This is a genomic window from Methylocapsa sp. D3K7 (assembly GCF_029855125.1).
Taxonomy (GTDB): Bacteria; Pseudomonadota; Alphaproteobacteria; order Rhizobiales; family Beijerinckiaceae; genus Methylocapsa.
This window is the reverse complement of the sequence record NZ_CP123229.1, coordinates 861,795-880,274: the sequence shown is the minus strand read 5'-3', so window position 1 is coordinate 880,274 and position 18,480 is coordinate 861,795. Positions and strand designations below refer to the sequence as shown.

General features: G+C 58.4%; 16 protein-coding genes. 9 read left to right on the top strand and 7 right to left on the bottom strand.

The genetic code is table 11. The features are described from left to right. Nucleotides 1-37: 37 nt before the first annotated feature. A complete protein-coding gene (locus tag QEV83_RS04015) occupies nucleotides 38-1,747 on the bottom strand; it encodes a L,D-transpeptidase family protein (protein ID WP_280129969.1) in 1,710 nt (569 codons plus the stop codon). A 335-nt stretch (nucleotides 1,748-2,082) separates the two neighbouring features. Continuing rightward, nucleotides 2,083-2,553 carry a hypothetical protein gene (locus QEV83_RS04010; RefSeq protein ID WP_280129968.1) on the bottom strand — a complete coding sequence of 157 codons (471 nt, stop codon included), beginning with the start codon at nucleotides 2,551-2,553 and terminating at the stop codon, nucleotides 2,083-2,085. Nucleotides 2,554-2,756: 203 nt separating this feature from the next. On the opposite strand from QEV83_RS04010, the gene QEV83_RS04005 reads away from it, so the two are divergent. From QEV83_RS04005 to QEV83_RS03995, 3 genes are all read left to right on the top strand, one after another. Beyond that, nucleotides 2,757-3,410, top strand: a complete 654-nt coding sequence (locus tag QEV83_RS04005) for a glutathione S-transferase family protein (protein WP_280129967.1) — start codon at nucleotides 2,757-2,759, stop codon at nucleotides 3,408-3,410. 112 nt (nucleotides 3,411-3,522) lie between these two features. Next, entirely contained in the window at nucleotides 3,523-4,236 is a 714-nt protein-coding gene (locus tag QEV83_RS04000; protein WP_280129966.1) for a VWA domain-containing protein, read from the top strand. A gap of 12 nt (nucleotides 4,237-4,248) precedes the next feature. Further along, on the top strand, nucleotides 4,249-4,968 hold the full coding sequence (locus QEV83_RS03995) for a DnaJ domain-containing protein (protein WP_280129965.1): 720 nt from the start codon (nucleotides 4,249-4,251) through the stop codon (nucleotides 4,966-4,968). Nucleotides 4,969-5,011: 43 nt separating this feature from the next. On the opposite strand, the gene QEV83_RS03990 is transcribed toward QEV83_RS03995, so the two are convergent. Next, nucleotides 5,012-6,691, bottom strand: a complete 1,680-nt coding sequence (locus QEV83_RS03990; RefSeq protein ID WP_280129964.1) for a D-alanyl-D-alanine carboxypeptidase — start codon at nucleotides 6,689-6,691, stop codon at nucleotides 5,012-5,014. Nucleotides 6,692-6,898: 207 nt separating this feature from the next. Between QEV83_RS03990 and QEV83_RS03985 the strand changes: the two genes are divergently transcribed. From QEV83_RS03985 to clpA, 5 genes are all read left to right on the top strand, one after another. Further along, the gene (locus QEV83_RS03985; RefSeq protein WP_348273254.1) at nucleotides 6,899-7,300 is read left to right on the top strand and encodes a phasin family protein; all 402 of its coding nucleotides are present in this window, start codon (nucleotides 6,899-6,901) and stop codon (nucleotides 7,298-7,300) included. A 235-nt stretch (nucleotides 7,301-7,535) separates the two neighbouring features. Further along, nucleotides 7,536-7,877, top strand: a complete 342-nt coding sequence (locus QEV83_RS03980; protein ID WP_280129963.1) for a phasin family protein — start codon at nucleotides 7,536-7,538, stop codon at nucleotides 7,875-7,877. A gap of 104 nt (nucleotides 7,878-7,981) precedes the next feature. Next, nucleotides 7,982-8,935, top strand: coding sequence for a phasin family protein (locus tag QEV83_RS03975; protein ID WP_280129962.1), 954 nt, complete (start codon nucleotides 7,982-7,984; stop codon nucleotides 8,933-8,935). Nucleotides 8,936-9,473: 538 nt separating this feature from the next. Beyond that, nucleotides 9,474-9,830: an ATP-dependent Clp protease adapter ClpS gene (clpS, locus tag QEV83_RS03970; protein WP_280130957.1), complete on the top strand. Its 357-nt coding sequence runs from the start codon at nucleotides 9,474-9,476 to the stop codon at nucleotides 9,828-9,830. Nucleotides 9,831-9,843: 13 nt separating this feature from the next. Then, nucleotides 9,844-12,333 (top strand): ATP-dependent Clp protease ATP-binding subunit ClpA, encoded by a 2,490-nt coding sequence (gene clpA, locus QEV83_RS03965; RefSeq protein ID WP_280129961.1) that lies wholly within the window; start codon nucleotides 9,844-9,846, stop codon nucleotides 12,331-12,333. Nucleotides 12,334-12,386: 53 nt separating this feature from the next. On the opposite strand, the gene QEV83_RS03960 is transcribed toward clpA, so the two are convergent. The 3 genes from QEV83_RS03960 to QEV83_RS03950 all read right to left on the bottom strand — a co-directional run bounded on the left by QEV83_RS03960 (nucleotide 12,387) and on the right by QEV83_RS03950 (nucleotide 14,667). Beyond that, nucleotides 12,387-12,818, bottom strand: a complete 432-nt coding sequence (locus QEV83_RS03960; RefSeq protein WP_280129960.1) for an HIT family protein — start codon at nucleotides 12,816-12,818, stop codon at nucleotides 12,387-12,389. Nucleotides 12,819-12,843: 25 nt separating this feature from the next. Next, on the bottom strand, nucleotides 12,844-14,049 hold the full coding sequence (locus QEV83_RS03955) for a GNAT family N-acetyltransferase (RefSeq protein ID WP_280129959.1): 1,206 nt from the start codon (nucleotides 14,047-14,049) through the stop codon (nucleotides 12,844-12,846). A gap of 108 nt (nucleotides 14,050-14,157) precedes the next feature. Continuing rightward, a complete protein-coding gene (locus QEV83_RS03950; protein WP_280129958.1) occupies nucleotides 14,158-14,667 on the bottom strand; it encodes a hypothetical protein in 510 nt (169 codons plus the stop codon). A gap of 177 nt (nucleotides 14,668-14,844) precedes the next feature. Here QEV83_RS03950 and QEV83_RS03945 point away from each other — a divergent pair, with 177 nt between their 5' ends. After that, entirely contained in the window at nucleotides 14,845-16,464 is a 1,620-nt protein-coding gene (locus tag QEV83_RS03945) for a pentapeptide repeat-containing protein (protein ID WP_280129957.1), read from the top strand. Between the two features lie 195 nt (nucleotides 16,465-16,659). Here QEV83_RS03945 and recN read toward each other — a convergent pair whose 3' ends face one another. Then, on the bottom strand, nucleotides 16,660-18,324 hold the full coding sequence (gene recN, locus QEV83_RS03940) for a DNA repair protein RecN (protein WP_280129956.1): 1,665 nt from the start codon (nucleotides 18,322-18,324) through the stop codon (nucleotides 16,660-16,662). Nucleotides 18,325-18,480: the final 156 nt, after the last annotated feature.

The following is an 18,480-nucleotide window of genomic DNA, read 5'->3' as shown; positions in this document are numbered from 1 at the left end:
ATGGCGATGATCTATAGCCGTTTGCGTTCCAGCGCCCCTACCAAGGCCCAAAGAAACCGCCGCTTTCATAGGACCGCGGGTAGGTTGGCGCGCGGCCGTTCCAACCATCATAGGCCCGACCATAGGTGCGATTGTTCTGCCGCTCATAGCGGACGGTGTGAGCGTCCGTGTGGTGCCGCATCTTGATGCCGCCTTGCGGCTCGCCGCTCATGATGATCACAAAGTCGGTGCTATCGCCGGTCTCGACGCTCATGCCTTCATCGGAAATGATCAGCGACGATCCCGGCGAGATGACTTCCGAGATGCGGTCGATGATGTCTTGTTGAATCTCGATACGGTCGAGCGCTGCTTTGGCCGGATTTAAATCAAACGACACCGGCTCGATATCAAAATCGTCTTCGTTGCGCGATTTGCGTTTTTGGCCAAGCCCGCTCCCTTCCATCGAAACGGTACTCCAGCGGAAACCCGCTCCGCCGTTCGCACTCTCGAGCGCGGTATAGATATGCGTTCCGATAGGACGCCCAGGCTCGCGAATCGTAACCGGACTTTCGAAGACCGGCTGAAAGGACTGCCTTATATAGAGGCGCTGAGTCTTCCTGCTGATGAAGATAGATACCGGGGCCATCATCCGCGCCGCCGCTTTTGAGGCGTCCATGGCCGCGAGTTTCGCGGTGGCGGCCGCGTCTGCCTCGTCCCGGGCGTGCGCGGCGGCCTCCGCTTTCTGGGGTGCTTCTTCCTGCGCGGCAGCAAGTTGCGTCTCCGCTTCCGTCAGCTTTGCGCTCGCTTTTGCTTTCCGTTCGGTGGCCTGTTGGATGGCCGCCGGCGACGCAGCTTCCTCAAGCGCCGCACTGGCGGCCCCGAGTTGCGCTTCCGCCCGGAGTTTGCTGGCCTCCGCCATGCGCACGAGGCGGGCGGCCTCGGCCGTCAATTTTGCGGCGGCCAATCGCGCCGCGTCGGCCTTTTTTGCCGCCATATTCGCGGCCGCGATTTGGGCGGCCGCGATCGATGACAACGTGACCAAAGGCGCCACCGGGCTGTTCGGCGGTGGCGAGTCCGTTGCAGAGGAAGCGGCGTCAGATGGCAGCGTTTCTGTCGCGGGAGAAGCGGCGGCTGGCTGTTGCGGTTCTGTGGCGGGGGAAACGGCTTCGGGCGGCGTTGCGGGCGTTTCCGCGCGTGACCAATGGGTGGCGAGTGTCTTGAGGTCGAGATCAGCGGGGACCAATTTCGGTTTGAAGAGGAGGGGATGTTCGATCGCGACGGGCTGGACATCGTTGCGCGCGATGATCACCCGCATGCCGACTTTCGTCAGATCGTAGAGATGCTCGGCGAAGTCAGAGGGCATCCGAACACAGCCATGCGAGGCGGGATAGCCGGGCAGTTTTCCCGCATGCATCGCGATGCCGGACCAGGTGATGCGCTGCATGTAGGGCATCGAGGCGTCATCATAGAGGTTGGAGTGATGCTCCACTTCTTTTTGCAGAACGCTGAAAATACCGGCGGGCGTTTCTCGTCCGCTTTGGCCGCTGGAGACGGGGGCGCGCAAGATCCAGCCATCCGCATCATAGATCGTGACCCGCTGGTCGCTGAGCGATACGATCGCCATCAACGGCGTTCCCGCCGGGCGGGCCGCCACGGTCTCGGCAGGCTGGGAGACCCGGAGGCGCTTGGCGGCACTGGCGGGGCCGGCCAGGCTCGTCACGAGCAGCGCCGTGATACCCAAGATGGCATGCCTCATACACTTCGGCATGGTCGCCCGCCTCATCCATTCGCAATAGGAGATCATACAGGACCAAAGAAAGTTAAAATATGGCCCGCGGCTTCGCTGCGAGACCCATTCTGGGGCATCATCAGGGCGGTGACCGGGGCGCCGGCACGGGTGCCGCCGGGCGTGATGATTCCCGGAAAACTGGACAAAGCATCATCGCGGTGTAGTTCAAGGTGACGCTGGATTTGAAGGCAGGAATTGCGGGTCGAGGAGTTCGCTCTTTGGGGAAGGCAGCGGCCCAATTGGAAGGCGCTTCAAACCGCGGCCGGGTGTGTCCCGGTCGCAGCCTCATCAAAGACGTTTGGCGTCGCGTGACACTATTGAACCGTTCCCCGCGCTTCGCCGTCATTGACCTTGCAAGAACAGCCAGTTCCAAGCCATCCCGGCTCATAGAGCAAGCATGTCTTCACGGGGGTCGCGCAATAATTTCCAGAGGCTGCCACGCTCCGGCCCGTCACCAGCGGCTCAGTGACGGCGGCAGCGGCTGCCAGAGGCGCGGTCGCGAGAGCCGCCAATCCGGTCCCGACACCATAGCCATACGGATAGCCGTAGCCATAATTATAACCATAGTAGGGCCAACCACGGTGCCAGCCGCGATACCAGCCATAATGCCAGCCCCGGTGCCAGCCATAGTGCCTATAGTGATGCCGATAGTAGTGGGCCTGCTCGATCTGTATTGGTGGTGTAATAATTTGCGAGCTTGTAATGCTCATAGGACCGGCTGAAGCGTTCATCGTGAGCGCGAGCAGGGCGGTTCCGTATACAATCGAAATACTTTTAATATCCATAGCACACCTCCTGTGAGGCTATCCAACACCTCTAATGAGGGTTTACGAAAAGCCCCAACCAAAAAAAACGCCTAGCTGGCGGGTTTGTTCCCGTTGGGCTTGGTGGCCGCTATTTCCTGCCAAGGCGAAGATGCAGGATTGATTGTTCAGGCCGAATCCTCCTACGAAGTCGATCCTTCAGCCTTCGGAAACCGGAGCGGCGCGTGAACCTCACCCTGATTATCGCCAACAAAGCCTATTCCTCCTGGTCATTGCGGCCGTGGATTTTGATGCGGCATTTCGAGATTGCGTTCGACGAAATCGTGATCCCGCTGGCGCAGGACAACACGCGGGCCGGACTCCTGCGGTATTCTCCTTCGGGCAAATGCCCGGTATTGATTGATGGCGAGATCACCGTTTGGGATTCGCTGGCGATCATCGAATATCTCGCCGAAATGTATCCGGAGAAGCCTCTGTGGCCAAAAGCCCTCGCGGCACGGGCGCGGGCGCGTTCGCTCGCCGCCGAAATGCACTCGGGCTTTGCGGGTTTGCGAGGACTGTTGCCGATGAATATGCGCCGCGCGGTGAAAAAAGTTGCGCTGACCCCGGAAGCCAGCGCCGATGTGGCGCGCCTCGAGCAGGCATTCCAGCAAACCAGGGAGGCATTCGGCCGGGCTGGGCCGTTCCTCTTCGGCGATTTTTCGGCGGCGGATGCCATGTTCGCGCCCATCGTCAACCGGCTGCATGTTTATGACGTGGCGGTCATGCCTTCCACAAAGGCCTATATGGACGCCGTCATGGCGCTTCCAGCTTGGCAGGAATGGCACACGCAAGCGCAAGTGGAAGGCTGGACAATTCCCAAATACGAGGTTGCCTAGTGCCCGCCGGGGTTTTGCGACGCACCAAAGGCACCTGCTTGGGAAAATACTTGCCGTCTGGCCCGGAAAGCACGATCTATAAAGGGTCAATTTTTAGCGCGCGAGGCGCCTGGTGAGTCAGTCAAGGGACAAAGGCGCGGTCGCCGTGCCAAAGTCCAGCAGCAAGTCGGATATCGATGGTTTTCTCGAAACCGCGGGGAAACTGCCCGCGGCGTCCGATTCGGGCCGGGGACGGCTCATTTTTGCCCTCGATGCCACGATGAGCCGGCAAGCTACCTGGGACATTGCCCAAAGCGTGCAAGGGCGCATGTTCACCACGGCAGCGGCGCATGGCGGCCTCGATGTCCAGCTTGTGTATTACCGGGGCTTGTCCGAATGCAAGGCCTCGCGTTTCGTCGCGGGCGGACAGCGCTTGGCCTTCCTGATGAGCCAGATCAATGTCGGCGCAGGCCAGACCCAGATCGAAAAAGTTTTGCGGCATGCGCTCGATGAAACCCGGAAAACACCGGTCGGCGCCGTGGTTTTCGTTGGTGATGCCATGGAAGAGAAGCTCGATATTTTGGCCGGGCTCGCTGCTGAACTCGGGCTCATGGGCGTGAAGGCTTTTGTCTTTCAGGAGGGGCGCGATAGGGTCGCCGAGCAAGCTTTCCGCAAGATTGCGCAGTTGACTGGCGGCGCCTATGCCACCTTTGATCTGTCCTCTCCAGAGCGGCTCGTCGCTTTGCTTTCGGCCGCCGCCGCCTATGCTGCCGGCGGCCGCCTGGCGCTCGAATTTGAGGCCCGCAGCGCGGTGGCGGCGGACCATCTTTTGGCGCAGATGCGCTAAAGGACGCAGCGAATGATCGTTTATCTTCTCGGCGGTGTTCTACTGTTCTTTCTCGTGCTCCGCGCGCTGCGGGCGTTCGCTGAGTCGAACCCCGCTTCCCTTGCGCTGGTCATCCGGCGCGGCGGCGGCGGCGTCGCGCTCGCCTTGGCGCTCTTGCTATTGTTACGGGGACGTTTCGACATGGCGTTAGGTCTAGGCGGGCTTGGCGCCTGGTTGCTCGGAATGCGCAACGGATCGCTTTTTCAAATGTTCAGACCAGGCGGCCGCCCAGGACAGAAGAAAGCGTCCTGCGTGAGATCGGCGATGATCGAGATGGAACTCGATCACGACAGCGGCAAAATGCGGGGAATGGTTCTCGCGGGACCTGATGAAGGCAGAACGCTCGATTCAATGACGCGACCGCAATGTGAAGCCCTCTATGACCTCTGCTGCCAGGACGACCCCGAGGGCGCCCGTCTTGTGGAAGCCTATCTCGACCGCCGGTTTGCCGGATGGCGTGCGGCAACGCAGAACCAGGGCAGCTCTGGGCGTCGAGGCACGAACCGCCGTCCCGGCCGCATGTCCGAAGATGAGGCGTATCAAGTGTTGGGACTTCAAAAGGGCGCGTCGGAAGAGGACGTTGTCCGTTCGCATCGTTCCTTGATGAAGAAATTGCATCCCGATCACGGGGGGTCGACGGATTTGGCGGCGCGGGTCAACCAAGCCAAGGACGTGCTGATGCGGCGTCATTAAAGTGGTCCAAGTAAAGCCGGCCAAGCCGGGCGCGGCGGCAGTGTCAATTTTTTGTGGCGAAACAGGAAAATCCCGAACGTTTGAGACTTTTGCAGGCGCGTTCGGCGCTCTCGGCTTCGAGGCCACTGAAGCGCGCCCGGTAAAGGGTTTCCGAGCCTTTCTGTACCTTTTCCGTGAAAGCTTGCGCGGCCATCAGGATCTTGGGGCTTTCTGATTTGGCGCGGGCGAGGAGTTCCGCTGCCTTGTCGACATCCGGGGTGGCGCCGATTTGGATCATCCAGCTATCGGCCTTTGCCGCCGGACGGCCATAGGGAATCTTGACGAGACCGCCATACGGCGAGTTTTGGATCGCGGAGGCAATTTGATCGCCGCCGCGCGATTTCGTTGCGGGAGGATTCGTCGCGGCGCGTGTCGCGGAGGGCGTCGCACTCGTGACGCCGCTCATTTGCCCCGGACGGCTGCGGACGGTGGAACCATCTAGACTTGCCTGTTTCCAGGGATTGTCACCAGCATCGGCGCGGGTCTGAAGCGCGCCGGATTTCCCCGAACCCGAAACATAGGCCGGGCGAGGTCTTTCAGCTGGAATATCCGCGTTGATCGATGCAACCTGGAACGGGTCGAGCGCGGCATCTGCTTTCTGCGCGCTTGCCGCATAGGCGAGAGCTGGTTCTTTGTCCGGTTGCGGTTCCCGGGTCCGGGACCTTGCGTCCTGGCTCACCGCATCCTGGCTCATTGGTGTTTCGGCGCTTTGCGGATTGGTGCCGGACCCGGCATAAGATGCCGTGCGGATCGTCGCGGCGTTGCCGATCTGGTCTTCGATCAGATCGGCCATGATCCTGTCGCGGGCCCCGGCACTCGCGCCGCCGAGCACGACGGCGACGATATAGCGGCCGTTGCGTTTGACCGAGGTCAGCAGATTGAAACCGGAGGCGCGGGTATAGCCAGTTTTGATACCGTCCATCCCCTCGACCCGGTCGAGAAGATGATTGTGATTCATGATCGTGGCGCCGTGGTAATAGAAGGCATGCGTCGAAAAATAATGATAGTAGCGTGGGAAACGCTCCTGGATGGCCCGCCCGAGGATTGCGAGATCATGCGCCGTCGTGATCTGCGCGTCATTGGGAAGTCCTGAGGCATTGGCGAAATGCGTATCGTTCATTCCAAGGCTGTGGGCCTTGAGAGTCATCAGTCTGGCAAAATTGTCCTCGTCGCCGCCGATGGATTCGGCGATGGCCACTGCGATGTCATTCGCCGAACGGGTGACAACCGCCTTGATCGCATCGTCGACGGCAATCGTTTGACCTGGCCGGAGACCAAGTTTGGTTGGCTTCTGCGCGGCGGCAAAGGAGGAAACCTGGATGTCGCTGTCGAGCCGTAGGCGGCCTTTTTCGAGCTGCTCGAACAAAAGATAAAGCGTCATCACCTTGGTGATGGAGGCGGGGTGGCGCAAATCGTTTTCATTGTGGGCATAGAGCGTCTGGCCCGAATTTCCATCGACAACGATGGACGCGATATGCGTCGCGGCGCTGCTTGCATGGATATGATGGTGGTAGCGGATGGACGCTTCGTGATGCCGGCGGCCTTCATGATGCGCGGAGTGGTGATGGCCGTGCCAATGACGGGCCTCAGCGGGAGAGGCGAGGACGCCCGCCATGGCCAAAGCGCAAACTGCTCCACCTGCGGCCATGACATTGCGGCAAAACGTCGCGTTTGGCTTCAACATGTTTGGCGTCTCTGCTCCTCGACCAGCGCCGGGCTGACGGCCCGCCTGGTGATCTCCCTCGGGAAAGCTAGCCGAACGCGGTTACCGCTTAGTTAAGGCCCCGTTAGCGAGCCGGAATTAAGGTCGCGGATCTGATTTATTTTGCAGCGCAACATCAACTTGACGTGATTTGTGCGGCGCACTAAATACGTCACCGGTCGGCTCGCGATGCGCATAGCGCTTTATAAGTTGTTTGCGCGAAGAGAAAGCTGGCTTGTTAAACAAGAGAGAGACGCAATGACGCAAAATTTCCAAGATATCCCAAAATTCAGTAAAGCACAGTTCGAGGCTGTTGCCGCCGCGACAACGAATGTAACCAAATCTCTACAAGAGATTGCAACGGAAACAGCGAATTATTCGAAAAAATCCTTCGAAAAGAGTGCTGCTCTCGTCGAAAAGCTGCTCGGCGTCAAGTCCTACGAGAGTGCGGTCCAGCTCCAGACGGAATATTGGAAAAGTGCTTACGCTGACTTTGTCGCGGAGGCAACAAAACTGAGCGAACTCTATTCCGGCCTCGCAAAAGAAGCTTTCAAACCCGTGGAATCAGTGTATTCGAAGGTCCAGGGATGAAGGTTCTAAGTCTTGCCGAAGAGTACCAGACTTGCCACAAGTATAAATCGGCCATGACATCTATGATGTCAGGCTCCGGTCTGCATGCTGCAGCGCAACATCACCTTGACGTGATTTGTGCGATGCATTATGATTTTTGTTGTCAATCCTTGCGATATTAGCGGCCGTGATCAAGCTTGATGACGGAAGTGACAATATTCAAACGCTGATGTTCACACAATGAAGGACGAATCTTATGGGCTACGAAGCAGAAGACCTCCAAAAGTTTGGTAAGGAACAGTTCGACGCGGCCGCGGCGGCGACAACCTCGTTCACCAAGTCTCTACAAGCTATCGCAACGGAAACAGCCGATTATTCGAAGAAATCCTTCGAAAGCAGCACTGCTTTCGTGGAAAAATTGCTCGGCGCCAAGTCTTATGAAAGCGCTATCCAGATCCAGACCGATTATTGGAAGAATTCCTGTGCTGGCTTCGTCGCGGAAGCAACCAAGCTTAGCGAATTGTATTCAAGCCTAGCCAAGGAAGCTTTCAAGCCGATCGAGACGGCGTTGGCCAAGGTGCAGGCTGCGAAGAACTAAGCTTTCGTTGCATGATGCCTAAGGCTTAAGCCCTCACAAACCTCGGTCTGATCCAACAGCTGCAAAACTTTTAGGTCAGATCAGCCAAACACTCAGGCTAGGCCATGAGCGCGTCCATCGCGATGCGATCATGGGCTGCGGTCACTTTGATCCCGCCACAAATGGCGGGTCTTTTCAGCTTGGTTCCGCACCGCAGATTTTGCCTTGCCATTTCCAGGACGGAGCTCGTGCCTTCTGACGCCGTAAGGGCACATGACGCAGCGACGGACGGAGTTCTTGCCGCCGGCCTCCGCCTGGCGCAACATGTTTCATTGCGATTGCGCGCGTCTCCCATTTGGGATGCCATCCTTACTTGGCCGAAAACGACGCCGCCACAAGCCTTTGGCGGCGAGCATTATTTGCCGAAGGAGGCGTATAACATGGCCAGAAAAAGCCGCCGCGCAGAAGTCCCTGGTGCCGGGGTGCCATTGGCGGACGAGAATCCCGCAATAGAAACCAAGGAAGAAACTGTAGAAACCAAGGAAGAGACTGTTCCGGCCGCTGAAGCGAGTCTTCCCGCCCCCGAAGACTCCTTTCACGCGGCCGAGGAAAACTCCGCTCTTGTGGCCGCCGAAGAAATCCAAGTGGAACCCAGCGTCCCATCCGTCATCAACGCGGCCGGAGTGAAGGAAGACGAATCGCCGGTTGATCCGGTGACGGGAGTCATTGAAGCCGCCCTGGCCGATGATTTCGAAGTTCTCGAAGAACTCGGCGACGAAAGTTTGCGGGCGGCTCAATCCCTTGCCACCTCTTATTCTGAAAACGCGCGGCTGTTCGCGAGGGAAGCGGCCAATTATTCGCGGAGCTGTTTTGAAGCAAGAGCCTCATTTGCGGGCGCCGTACTGACCGCCAAATCCTTCGAGAACGCGGTTCAGCTTCGGAACTGTTATGCCAAGTCAGCCTATGCCAGATTTATGGCGCATCTCTTAAACATGAACGCACTCGCGTGCCGTCAACTCGGAGAGGCGTTCCTGCAGGACGCGCCGCCCGTCACGAAAGTGCCTGGTGTGAAGACGTAGGATTGAGCGGAGCAACATTTTTGGTGACCGCCGACAATGGGTTACCACGACACGATGCCGCATCCTTCTCTTTAATTTTCACATTCCCCAAAATTTGAAGGGCCGTCCGCCGCCGTCAGCGGTGTGCGGCCCTTCTTGATTCGTCGCCGCGGGTCCCCCTGTTTTTTAGGAGAGGCGGTCATGCCGGGGCATGAAACAAGCGCAAACCTCGCGCGTTGGCAAAAAACGCATATGGCTCAAGAAGCGAACCCGATGTAAGCTTAGAATCAAGGATCGAGAGGTGCCGGCGCTGAACGCCGATTCCCTTTTTCCGGCATGGCTCGCGGGTTATTCATGGACGGTCCGCCCCTTGGCGAAATCGCCGGGGCAGAATATCTTTGACGGGCGAGGTTTGGTCTTGACGAATCGTAGGGCGTGGCACTCAAACGGTTGCCCAGCGCGCGACTGCCAAGTTGGCAGTCCCGGCGGTTGGCATGAGCGGGAGGACGGCTCAGCTCGTGCCGGATTCCGCCAGGCCGCCGCGGTTTGCGCCTCAGTGATCCCGACCTACCCGGTCTTCGCCGCCGCCAAGGACACGCCGCCGGGAGAGGGCGGCCCCGGTTCCGGCACCGCTGTGATCACGCGTCCGAAGACGCAAGTCCGGCATCCAAACATGTATCGCGTCTTGCTTTTGAACGACGATTACACTCCAATGGAGTTCGTCGTTTCCGTCCTGAGGAAATACTTCAACAAAGGCCCCGAAGAGGCAACCCGTATCATGCTTCATGTTCATCAGCATGGCGTCGGCGAATGCGGGATTTTTACTTATGAAATCGCCGAGACGAAAGTGACGCAGGTCATGGATCACGCGCGCAAGCATCAGCACCCCCTGCAGTGCATCATGGAAAAAAAGTGAGAGGTTGGAGCCCATGCCGTCGTTCTCCCGCAATCTCGAACAATCGCTGCACCGGGCCTTGGCCATCGCCAATGAACGGCATCATGAATATGCCACGCTTGAGCATTTGCTGTTCAGTCTGACCGAGGATGGGGACGCCGCCGCCGTGCTGCGGGCCTGTTCCGTCGATCTCGATCTTCTGCGAAAAAATCTTCGCGAATATATTGACCAGGAACTCGACAATTTGGTCAGCGAGGATCGCGAGGATGCCAAGCCGACAGCGGGATTTCAGCGCGTCATCCAGAGAGCAGTCATTCATGTGCAGTCTTCCGGGCGCGAGGAAGTCACCGGCGCCAATGTGCTGGTCGCGATTTTCGCCGAGCGCGAGAGCCATGCTGCTTATTTCCTGCAGGAGCAGGATATGACGCGCTACGACGCGGTCAATTACATCAGCCATGGGATCGCCAAACGGCCCGGCCTTACGGATTCCTCGAGGACGCCGCGCGGCACCGAGGAGGAAGCCGAAGCGCGCGAGCCAAGAGATGCCAAGGACAACGGCGACTCGAAGAAAAAAGAGGGCGCTCTCGATGCCTATTGCGTCAATCTCAACAAGAAGGCCAGGGATGGGCGGATCGATCCTTTGATCGGACGCGAGCCGGAAGTTCAACGGACCATCCAGGTGCTGTGCCGCCGCCACAAGAACAATCCGCTGCTCGTCGGTGATCCCGGTGTCGGCAAGACCGCAATCGCCGAAGGGCTAGCCCGCAAAATCGTCAAGGGCGAGGTCCCCGAGGTTCTCGCGGAAGCGACGGTGTTCGCGCTCGATATGGGCACGCTTCTGGCCGGGACCCGCTACCGTGGCGATTTCGAGGAACGCCTCAAGCAGGTGATGAAGGAAATCGAAAATCACAAAAAGGCAATTCTCTTCATCGACGAAATTCATACCGTCATCGGTGCGGGAGCGACGTCCGGCGGCGCCATGGACGCGTCCAATCTTTTAAAGCCCGCCCTCGCGCAAGGTGTCCTGCGCTGCATCGGTTCGACAACCTACAAGGAATACCGGCAGTATTTCGAGAAGGATCGCGCACTCGTCCGCCGCTTCCAGAAAATCGACATCAATGAGCCCTCGATCCCTGACGCGATCGAGATCATGAAAGGGCTGAAACCCTATTTCGAGGAGTTCCACAAAATCCGCTACACCAATGAAGCGGTGAAGGCTGCGGTGGAACTCTCGGCGCGCTACATCAACGACCGCAAGCTGCCCGACAAGGCGATCGATGTGATCGACGAGACGGGGGCGAGCCAGATGCTGCTGCCGGAACCCAAACGGAAGAAGACGATCGGCATCAAGGAGGTCGAGGCGACCATCGCGACGATGGCGCGGATTCCTCCCAAGACCGTGTCGAAGGATGATGCCGAGGTTCTCGAACATCTGACCGAGACACTTGAGCGCGTGGTCTATGGTCAGAATGATGCGATCGTGGCGCTGACAGCCGCGATCAAACTGGCCAGGGCAGGGTTGCGCGACGGCGAGAAGCCGATTGGCAGCTACCTCTTCTCGGGACCGACGGGCGTCGGCAAGACCGAGGTCGCCCGGCAGCTCGCGGTCAGTCTTGGCGTTGAACTCGTGCGCTTCGACATGTCGGAATATATGGAGCGGCACACCGTCTCAAGGCTCATCGGCGCGCCGCCTGGCTATGTCGGCTTCGACCAGGGCGGCCTCTTGACCGATGCAATCGACCAGCATCCCCATTGCGTCTTGCTCCTTGACGAGATCGAAAAGGCGCATCCCGACCTCTATAATATTTTGTTGCAGGTCATGGATCATGGAAAGCTCACCGATCACAGCGGCAAGTCGGTCGATTTCCGCAACGTCATCTTGATCATGACCACCAATGCCGGTGCCGCCGACATGGCGCGCGCCGCCTATGGTTTTACCCGCACGAAACGTGAGGGCGAGGATCTTGAGGCAATCAACCGGATGTTCGCGCCAGAATTCCGCAATCGGCTCGACGCGGTTGTCACTTTCCGGCATCTGCCCGCCGAAGTCATCGTCAAGGTCGTCGACAAATTCATCATGCAGCTCGATGCGCAACTCGCCGACCGCAATGTCTCGATCGAACTCACCGATGAGGCGCGCAGCTGGCTCGTTGAAAATGGCTATGATGAGCAGATGGGCGCGCGGCCGATGGCGCGCGTGATCCAGCAGGTCATCAAGACGCCGCTTGCCGATGAAGTCCTGTTCGGCCGTTTGAAAAACGGCGGAACGGTGCGGGTCGTGGTTGTGACCCAAGAAGATGGTGTCAAGAAACTGGGCTTCCTGTTCCCGGAAGGGCCGGTTCTCCCGCGCCCGGAACGTGATATCGTCGAAGCTGGCAAAAAGCGTGTCCGGCCCGAACCCGAAGTGCGGCGGGCGAAATCCCGCCGCCTTAAGGAAGAAGGTGGCGACGACGAGGACGATCTGGATGACGACGCATCCGGCGATGAGTCGGAAACGGTCGAGGAGCCGGATCTGAAGCATTGAAACGGTAACGCCGCTGCCGCGTGGACAATGCGCGTGCGGCGGCCGCCGTTCAGCTAAGCTCCATCAATCGCTGCCGCGATCTTGGCACGGAAAGCTTCGAGCACCTCCGGTTTCTCCATTGCACCCGCGTGCCGCCGCAACTCCACACCCGTCCAGCGCGGGACAATATGGACATGCAGGTGGAATACCGTCTGGCCGCCGGCGGGTTCGTTATATTGAAGGAGGGTGATTCCATCCGCCGCGAGCGCCTTCTTAACCGCACGCGCGATTTTCTGCACCCGCGGTATCAGTGCAGAAAGAACATCGGGGTCGGCATCGAGAATATTGCGTGAAGGCTGTTTTGGCAGGACCAGCACATGACCGTCGGCTTGCGGCATGACATCCATGAAGGCGAGTACCGCATCGTCCTCATAGACCTTGTAGCACGGGACTTCGCCGCGCAGGATTTTCGCGAATATGTTTGTCTCGTCATAAGCCGATGGCATGGGCGCGCTCCTCTTGGATTGATGTTCAAGGCACCTTTTTGAAGGGTGCGAGCTCCTCATATTCGCGCATCGCCTCATCGATATGAACACGCTCCCGCTGCAGATAATCCTCGATCGCGCGGGCAAACCGTTTGTCGCCGATGTCATGTGCCGAGAAGGTTGCAACCGCGCGATAGCCTCTGGCCAGCTTATGCTCGCCTTGCGCACCCGCCTCGACGCGGGAGAGTCCTCGCGCAATCGCGAAGGCGATGGCCTGATAGTAGCAGACCTCGAAATGCAAAAAGGGATGTTCCTCGATCGCTCCCCAATTGCGGCCGTAGAGGGCATCCTTGCCTATGAAATTGAGGGCACCCGCGATATAGCGGCCCTTGCGCTTGGCCATGACCAAAAGAATATACTCGCTCATCGCCGCGCCGGCCAATGAGAAAAACGCGCGGCTGAGATATGGCGTGCCCCATTTGCGCTCACCGGTGTCCATGTAAAAGTGGAAAAATGCGTCCCAATGGATTTCCTTGATATCGGCGCCAGTCAGAAGTTCAATCGTGATGCCGTCCGCCAATGCTTCCTTCCGCTCGCGCCGGATCACCTTGCGCTTGCGTGATGCGAGATCGGACAGGAAAGCCTCGAAATCCGCGTAACCTTGGTTGAGGAAATGAAACTGCTGCCCGGTCCGCTGCAGGAACCCGGAAGCGCCAAGCGCCTCCCATTCAGTCCTTGTCGGGAAGGTGATGTGGATTGATGAGGCTTCGATTTTTTCGCGCCAGGCCCGCAGCCCGCCGAGCAAGGCCGAGCGCGCCGCCTCGCCATGCCCTGGCGCAACGAGCAGCCTGCGGCCAGTGACCGGTGTGAACGGCACGGCGACTTGCAGCTTTGGATAATAATGCAAGCCCGCGCGATGATACGCATCGGCCCAGCCATGATCGAAGACATATTCGCCCATTGAATGGGTTTTGAGATAGGCGGGCGCGGCGGCGGCGAGACGGCCGTCTGTATCCTTGACGAGAAGATGCGTGCTCGTCCAGCCGGTCCGGGGACCAATCGATTTGGACGTTTCCAGGGCTCTGAGGAAAGCATGCGAGATAAAAGGATTGAACCGCTCGGCCTCATGACTTTCATCGCCGTGCGGGTCCGGCGCTTGCCCATCTGCCTGTGGATTGGCACAGGCGTCCCATTGCGCGGCGTCGATTTCGCGCAAAGATTGCGCGACTTGGACGGTGTAGGGCGATGTCATCGCGGAACCCCGGGCCGGCGGGTTTGCATCCTACCGCACCTTTGGACGCAAATCATGACAGCACGTCCGTGGCCGGGCAAGCTGCCCGGCGCGCCGCGTGAGGGAAAACTAGGCCGCCACGGCTGGCTTACGGCCAAACACCCGCTGCCAAAAGGTGCGTTGAACTTCCGCCACCAGTTTGCTCCGCTCGTCGGTCAGCAGTTTAAGGGTGCCGGTCTGGTCCTCGAGCAATTTCAAAAGGCGGACCCGCTCGTCTTGCCAGTTTTCGGTGAGGCGATGACGGTCTTCGCGCAATTGCGCGCGGTCGGTTTCGAGATCAGAGATGCGGCGGTCTTTTTCGGCGATGAGACTCTTCAGCCCAGCAAGCTGAATCTCGAATTTCGCCGAATAGGGGATAGTTTCCGCGCCAGAGTGACCCTGTTGCCAATCGTTTTCCGCGGTGTCTTCCGCACTGGTTTTCGTGGTTCTCGGATACACACGGAAAAGTTCGGCTGGATCAATCTTATAGCCCTCCGGATTTTTTTCCCGGTAAGATAACTTGCCGGAAGACAAGGCTTTCGAGATAGTGGATTTGGCGACACCCGCCTCCTTGGCGGCCTGTCCGAGAGAAAGATACATGCGGTTTCCAATCGTTCTCGTGGGAGTTTGGAAACTATTTCGCGAAACTTTTAAGAAAACTTTAAGCGCGAATCAGAAAATGCGCGGGGCGTGGCAGGGCTGCCGCGCTTTGTCGAAGGCCAAGGCTGATTGGTGAAGCATCAATCTTGTCCGGTCGGGGCAGGAAACCTTACCAAAATGTTTCACGTGAAACGTTTTGGTACGATTGACGCAAAAGTTTTGGCAAGCCGCAGGTCAGGCCCGCCTCTCGGCTTGGTGCGACCGGCGAAAGCGGCTGTCTTTTTGCGGCTATTTTGGGGGAGGGGATGGGCGGCGATGAGCAATGATCCGGAGGAGCCAGAGAGCGGGGCAGGCGCGGCTAAGCCACCGCAGAAGTCTAAGGCCGAGGATAATCCTTGGTATCTGCTGGCGACGCTCTATGGAGAGCCTGCCCTTGAGGATAGCGAGCTGCGAACGAAGAATCGGATCGCCTGGAATCGCTACTTCGCGGCTAACCTCGACGATGAAACACGCGAGCAATTAATCGAACAAAAGCGGCATCCCGCAGAAGATCTAACCCCTTTGTCCGCAGAAGAGCTAGCCGAGGTTGGGGAAGCCTTTGTCAAGAGAGCAAGTTCCTCGGCAACGCAGGTTCTCCCTCCGTTCAATATTATGATCAATTTCTCAGGTGTTCAATTCACTAACAATGTATATTTTGCAGACTATCTCTTCGCGGGGGTAACTTTTTTTGTCGACGCGAATTTCTTCGGCGAACTTAACTCATACTCCGGCGCGACCTTTTTCGGTGGTACATTTTTTGATCGCGTTATTTTCTCCGGAAATGCCCACTTTCATTGTGCGAATTTCTGTGGTGGCGCCTCGTTTATCTATGTGACTTTCTTGAGTGGCGCCTGCTTTGATGGCGCGATATTCCCTAGTGCCGCCGATTTTTTAAATTCGACTTTCTCGCAATATGCAGGGTTTAGAGACGCAACATTTTGTAGATACGCTGCATTTCATGGCGCTACCTTCTCTGGTCAGAGCTTCTTTAATCAAACGAAATTCTATGGTCGGGTGTTGTTTGACGGAGCGAAATTTCACATGCGGAGCAGCTTTGTCAGAGTGGAGATGAAGGAGGAGACCTCATTTGAGAATGCGACATTCTTCGGGGAGACGCGCTTCACTAGTGCAATTTTTGAAAGGACGTGCAGCTTTGTCAATGCGGAGATGAAAGGAGAAACCTTTTTCGATACAATGGCGTTCAACATGGAGCCTCCTAAATTTTTCGGTGCCAAACTTCACCAGGGCACCGTGTGGCGTGGAATAACTTGGCCACCAACTCCGAAAGGCAAGGATGAGGCGGGGGTGTTCGTTGATGCCTATGCTTGTCTCAAGCTCGAAATGGACCGGCTAAAAAAGCACGAGGACGAGCTCAAATTCTTTTCTCTCGAATTGCGATCGCTCCGGATCTTGCGAGAGAGCAAATTTAGAGGATCAGGGATTCCGATCGCCCTTTATGGGATCATCTGCGATTATGGCCGCAGCTATATCAGGCCACTGATTGGGCTTTTCGTGGTGGCGGCAATCGGTGCCTTGATCTTCTTACCATTCAAAATACTATCGCCCTGGGAATCCCTGAGTCTCAGTTTCGCAAATACCTTTAATGTTTTTGGCTTTCGCAAAGATTATTTTGATGCTGCGACGATCAGCAATCTTCCCGATCTCTTGAAAGTCCTTTCCGCCGTTCAAACCATCCTCGGTACAATTCTCCTTTTTCTCGTCGGCCTTGGCATTCGCAATCGATTCCGCATGAAATAGTCATGGCGTCATGGCCGGGCTTGAACCGACCATCCAAGCGTCCGCCTTTCGTTGTTGGATGCCCGGCTCGGGGCCGGGCATGACGAGTCGGGAACCTCAGTCCTCCCTGAACATCGAGCATCTCACCCTCGAAACTGATCACTCTCGCCTGCGGCTCGGCCTCGAAGGCGGCGACGAAAAGCCCTTGCCCACCCCTTACCCAGCACTGTCCAGCAGCCGCCCTGCGGCGGCGCGCGCTTCGTCGGTGATCGTCGCGCCGGCGAGCATGCGGGCGATTTCCTCGCGGCGGGCGTCCATTTCGAGATGGACCACCTGCGTCGCGACGCGCTGACCTTTATCAGTGGCATCCTTGGCGATGCGGAAATGGCCCTTGGCTCTCGCCGCGACTTGCGGCGCATGCGTGACGGCCAGCACTTGCACGCGGGAGGCGAGCCGCGCCAGCCGCTGGCCCATGGCATCGGCGACCGCGCCACCGGCGCCAGTGTCGATTTCATCAAAGACAAGTGTTGGCGCCGAGCCGCGGTCGGCGAGAACCACTTTCAGCGCCAGCATGAAGCGTGCGAGTTCGCCGCCCGAAGCGATTTTCATCAATGGCCCGGGCTTTGTTCCGGGGTTGGTTCGCACCCAAAATTCGACCTGATCGCACCCGTCGGGACCATCCGCCTCTTTGCTGATTTCCGTCATGAAACAGGCGCCTTCGAGCTTGAGCGGTCCGAGTTCGGCACACACCGCGGCATCCAATGCGGCGGCCGCTTTCTTCCGCGCGGCTGACAAAACCCGTGCCGCTGCCGCATACGAGGCCTCCGCGGCTTCGACGTCTCGTGTCAAGGTGATGAGTCTAGCTTCGCCGGCATCGAGCGCGGCAAGGTCTGCGGCAAATTTATCGGCAAGCTGGGGAAGTGCATGGACGGCGGTTGTATATTTGCGTCCCGCTGCCCGCAAGGCGAACAGCCGTTCCTCGATCCGCTCCAATTCGCGCGGCTCAAAATCGGCTTCTCGCAAGGCCTGATCCACGGCCTGTCCGGCAAGATCGAGGGCATCCAGGGCGGCATCGAGCGCTTCGGCGACAGGCGCGATCAATCGAGGAGCTTGAGTCTGACGCCGTTCCAATCTTCGCAGGGCTGCAGAGAGGCCGGGCATCGGCGAATGTTCACCGGTCACCGCCGCCTGCACGTCGCGAAGTTCCCCTGCAACCTTCTCGGCTTGCATCATTGTGGCGCGGCGTTCAGAGAGCGCGGGCTCTTCATCCGGCTCGACTGCAAGCGCAACCAACTCGGCAGCCGCATGGCGAAGGTAATCCGCCTCCGCGCGGGCCTTCTCGACCCGCGCCAGTTCGCGGGCGCTCTCCGCCTTGAGGGCGCGGACACGCGCATAAGCGTCGCGCACCGTGGCGGCCTCACCTTTCAGGCCGCCATAAGCATCGATCAACTGCCGGTGGGTGCTCGAATTGACGAGTGCCCGATCGTCATGCTGCCCATGGATTTCGACGAGTTCACAGGCGATCGCGCGCAACCCTTGGGTTGTCACCCGCTGATCATTGACGAACGCACGGCTGCGGCCATCCGCGAGTTGCACCCGCCGGAGAATGAGGCCGCCATCCGTATCAATATCTTGCGCCTGCGCCGCCGCAAAAGCGGGATGACCGGGGGCAAGCTCGAAACTCGCGCTGACTTGACCTTGCGCTTGGCCCTGGCGGACCAAACCGCCGTCCCCCCTGGCGCCAAGCGCGAGAGAAAACGCGTCGAGCAAAATCGATTTGCCCGCGCCTGTCTCCCCGGTCAGAATCGTCAAGCCACGCGCAAACTCGAGGTCGAGTTTGTCGATTAAGACGATATCGCGAATCGAGAGCGAAACGAGCATGGGGTGGAGGGACTCCCCGATGCGGCGAGATAGCGCCACCGGTGCTCTTTATATCTTTTAGCGAAACGGCGAAAAGAGGCAAATCACCCATATGACTAGAATGAAATTGCCTTGGCGGGATATTGCCTAGGGTCCGTACTCTATAAGATCTGGCTG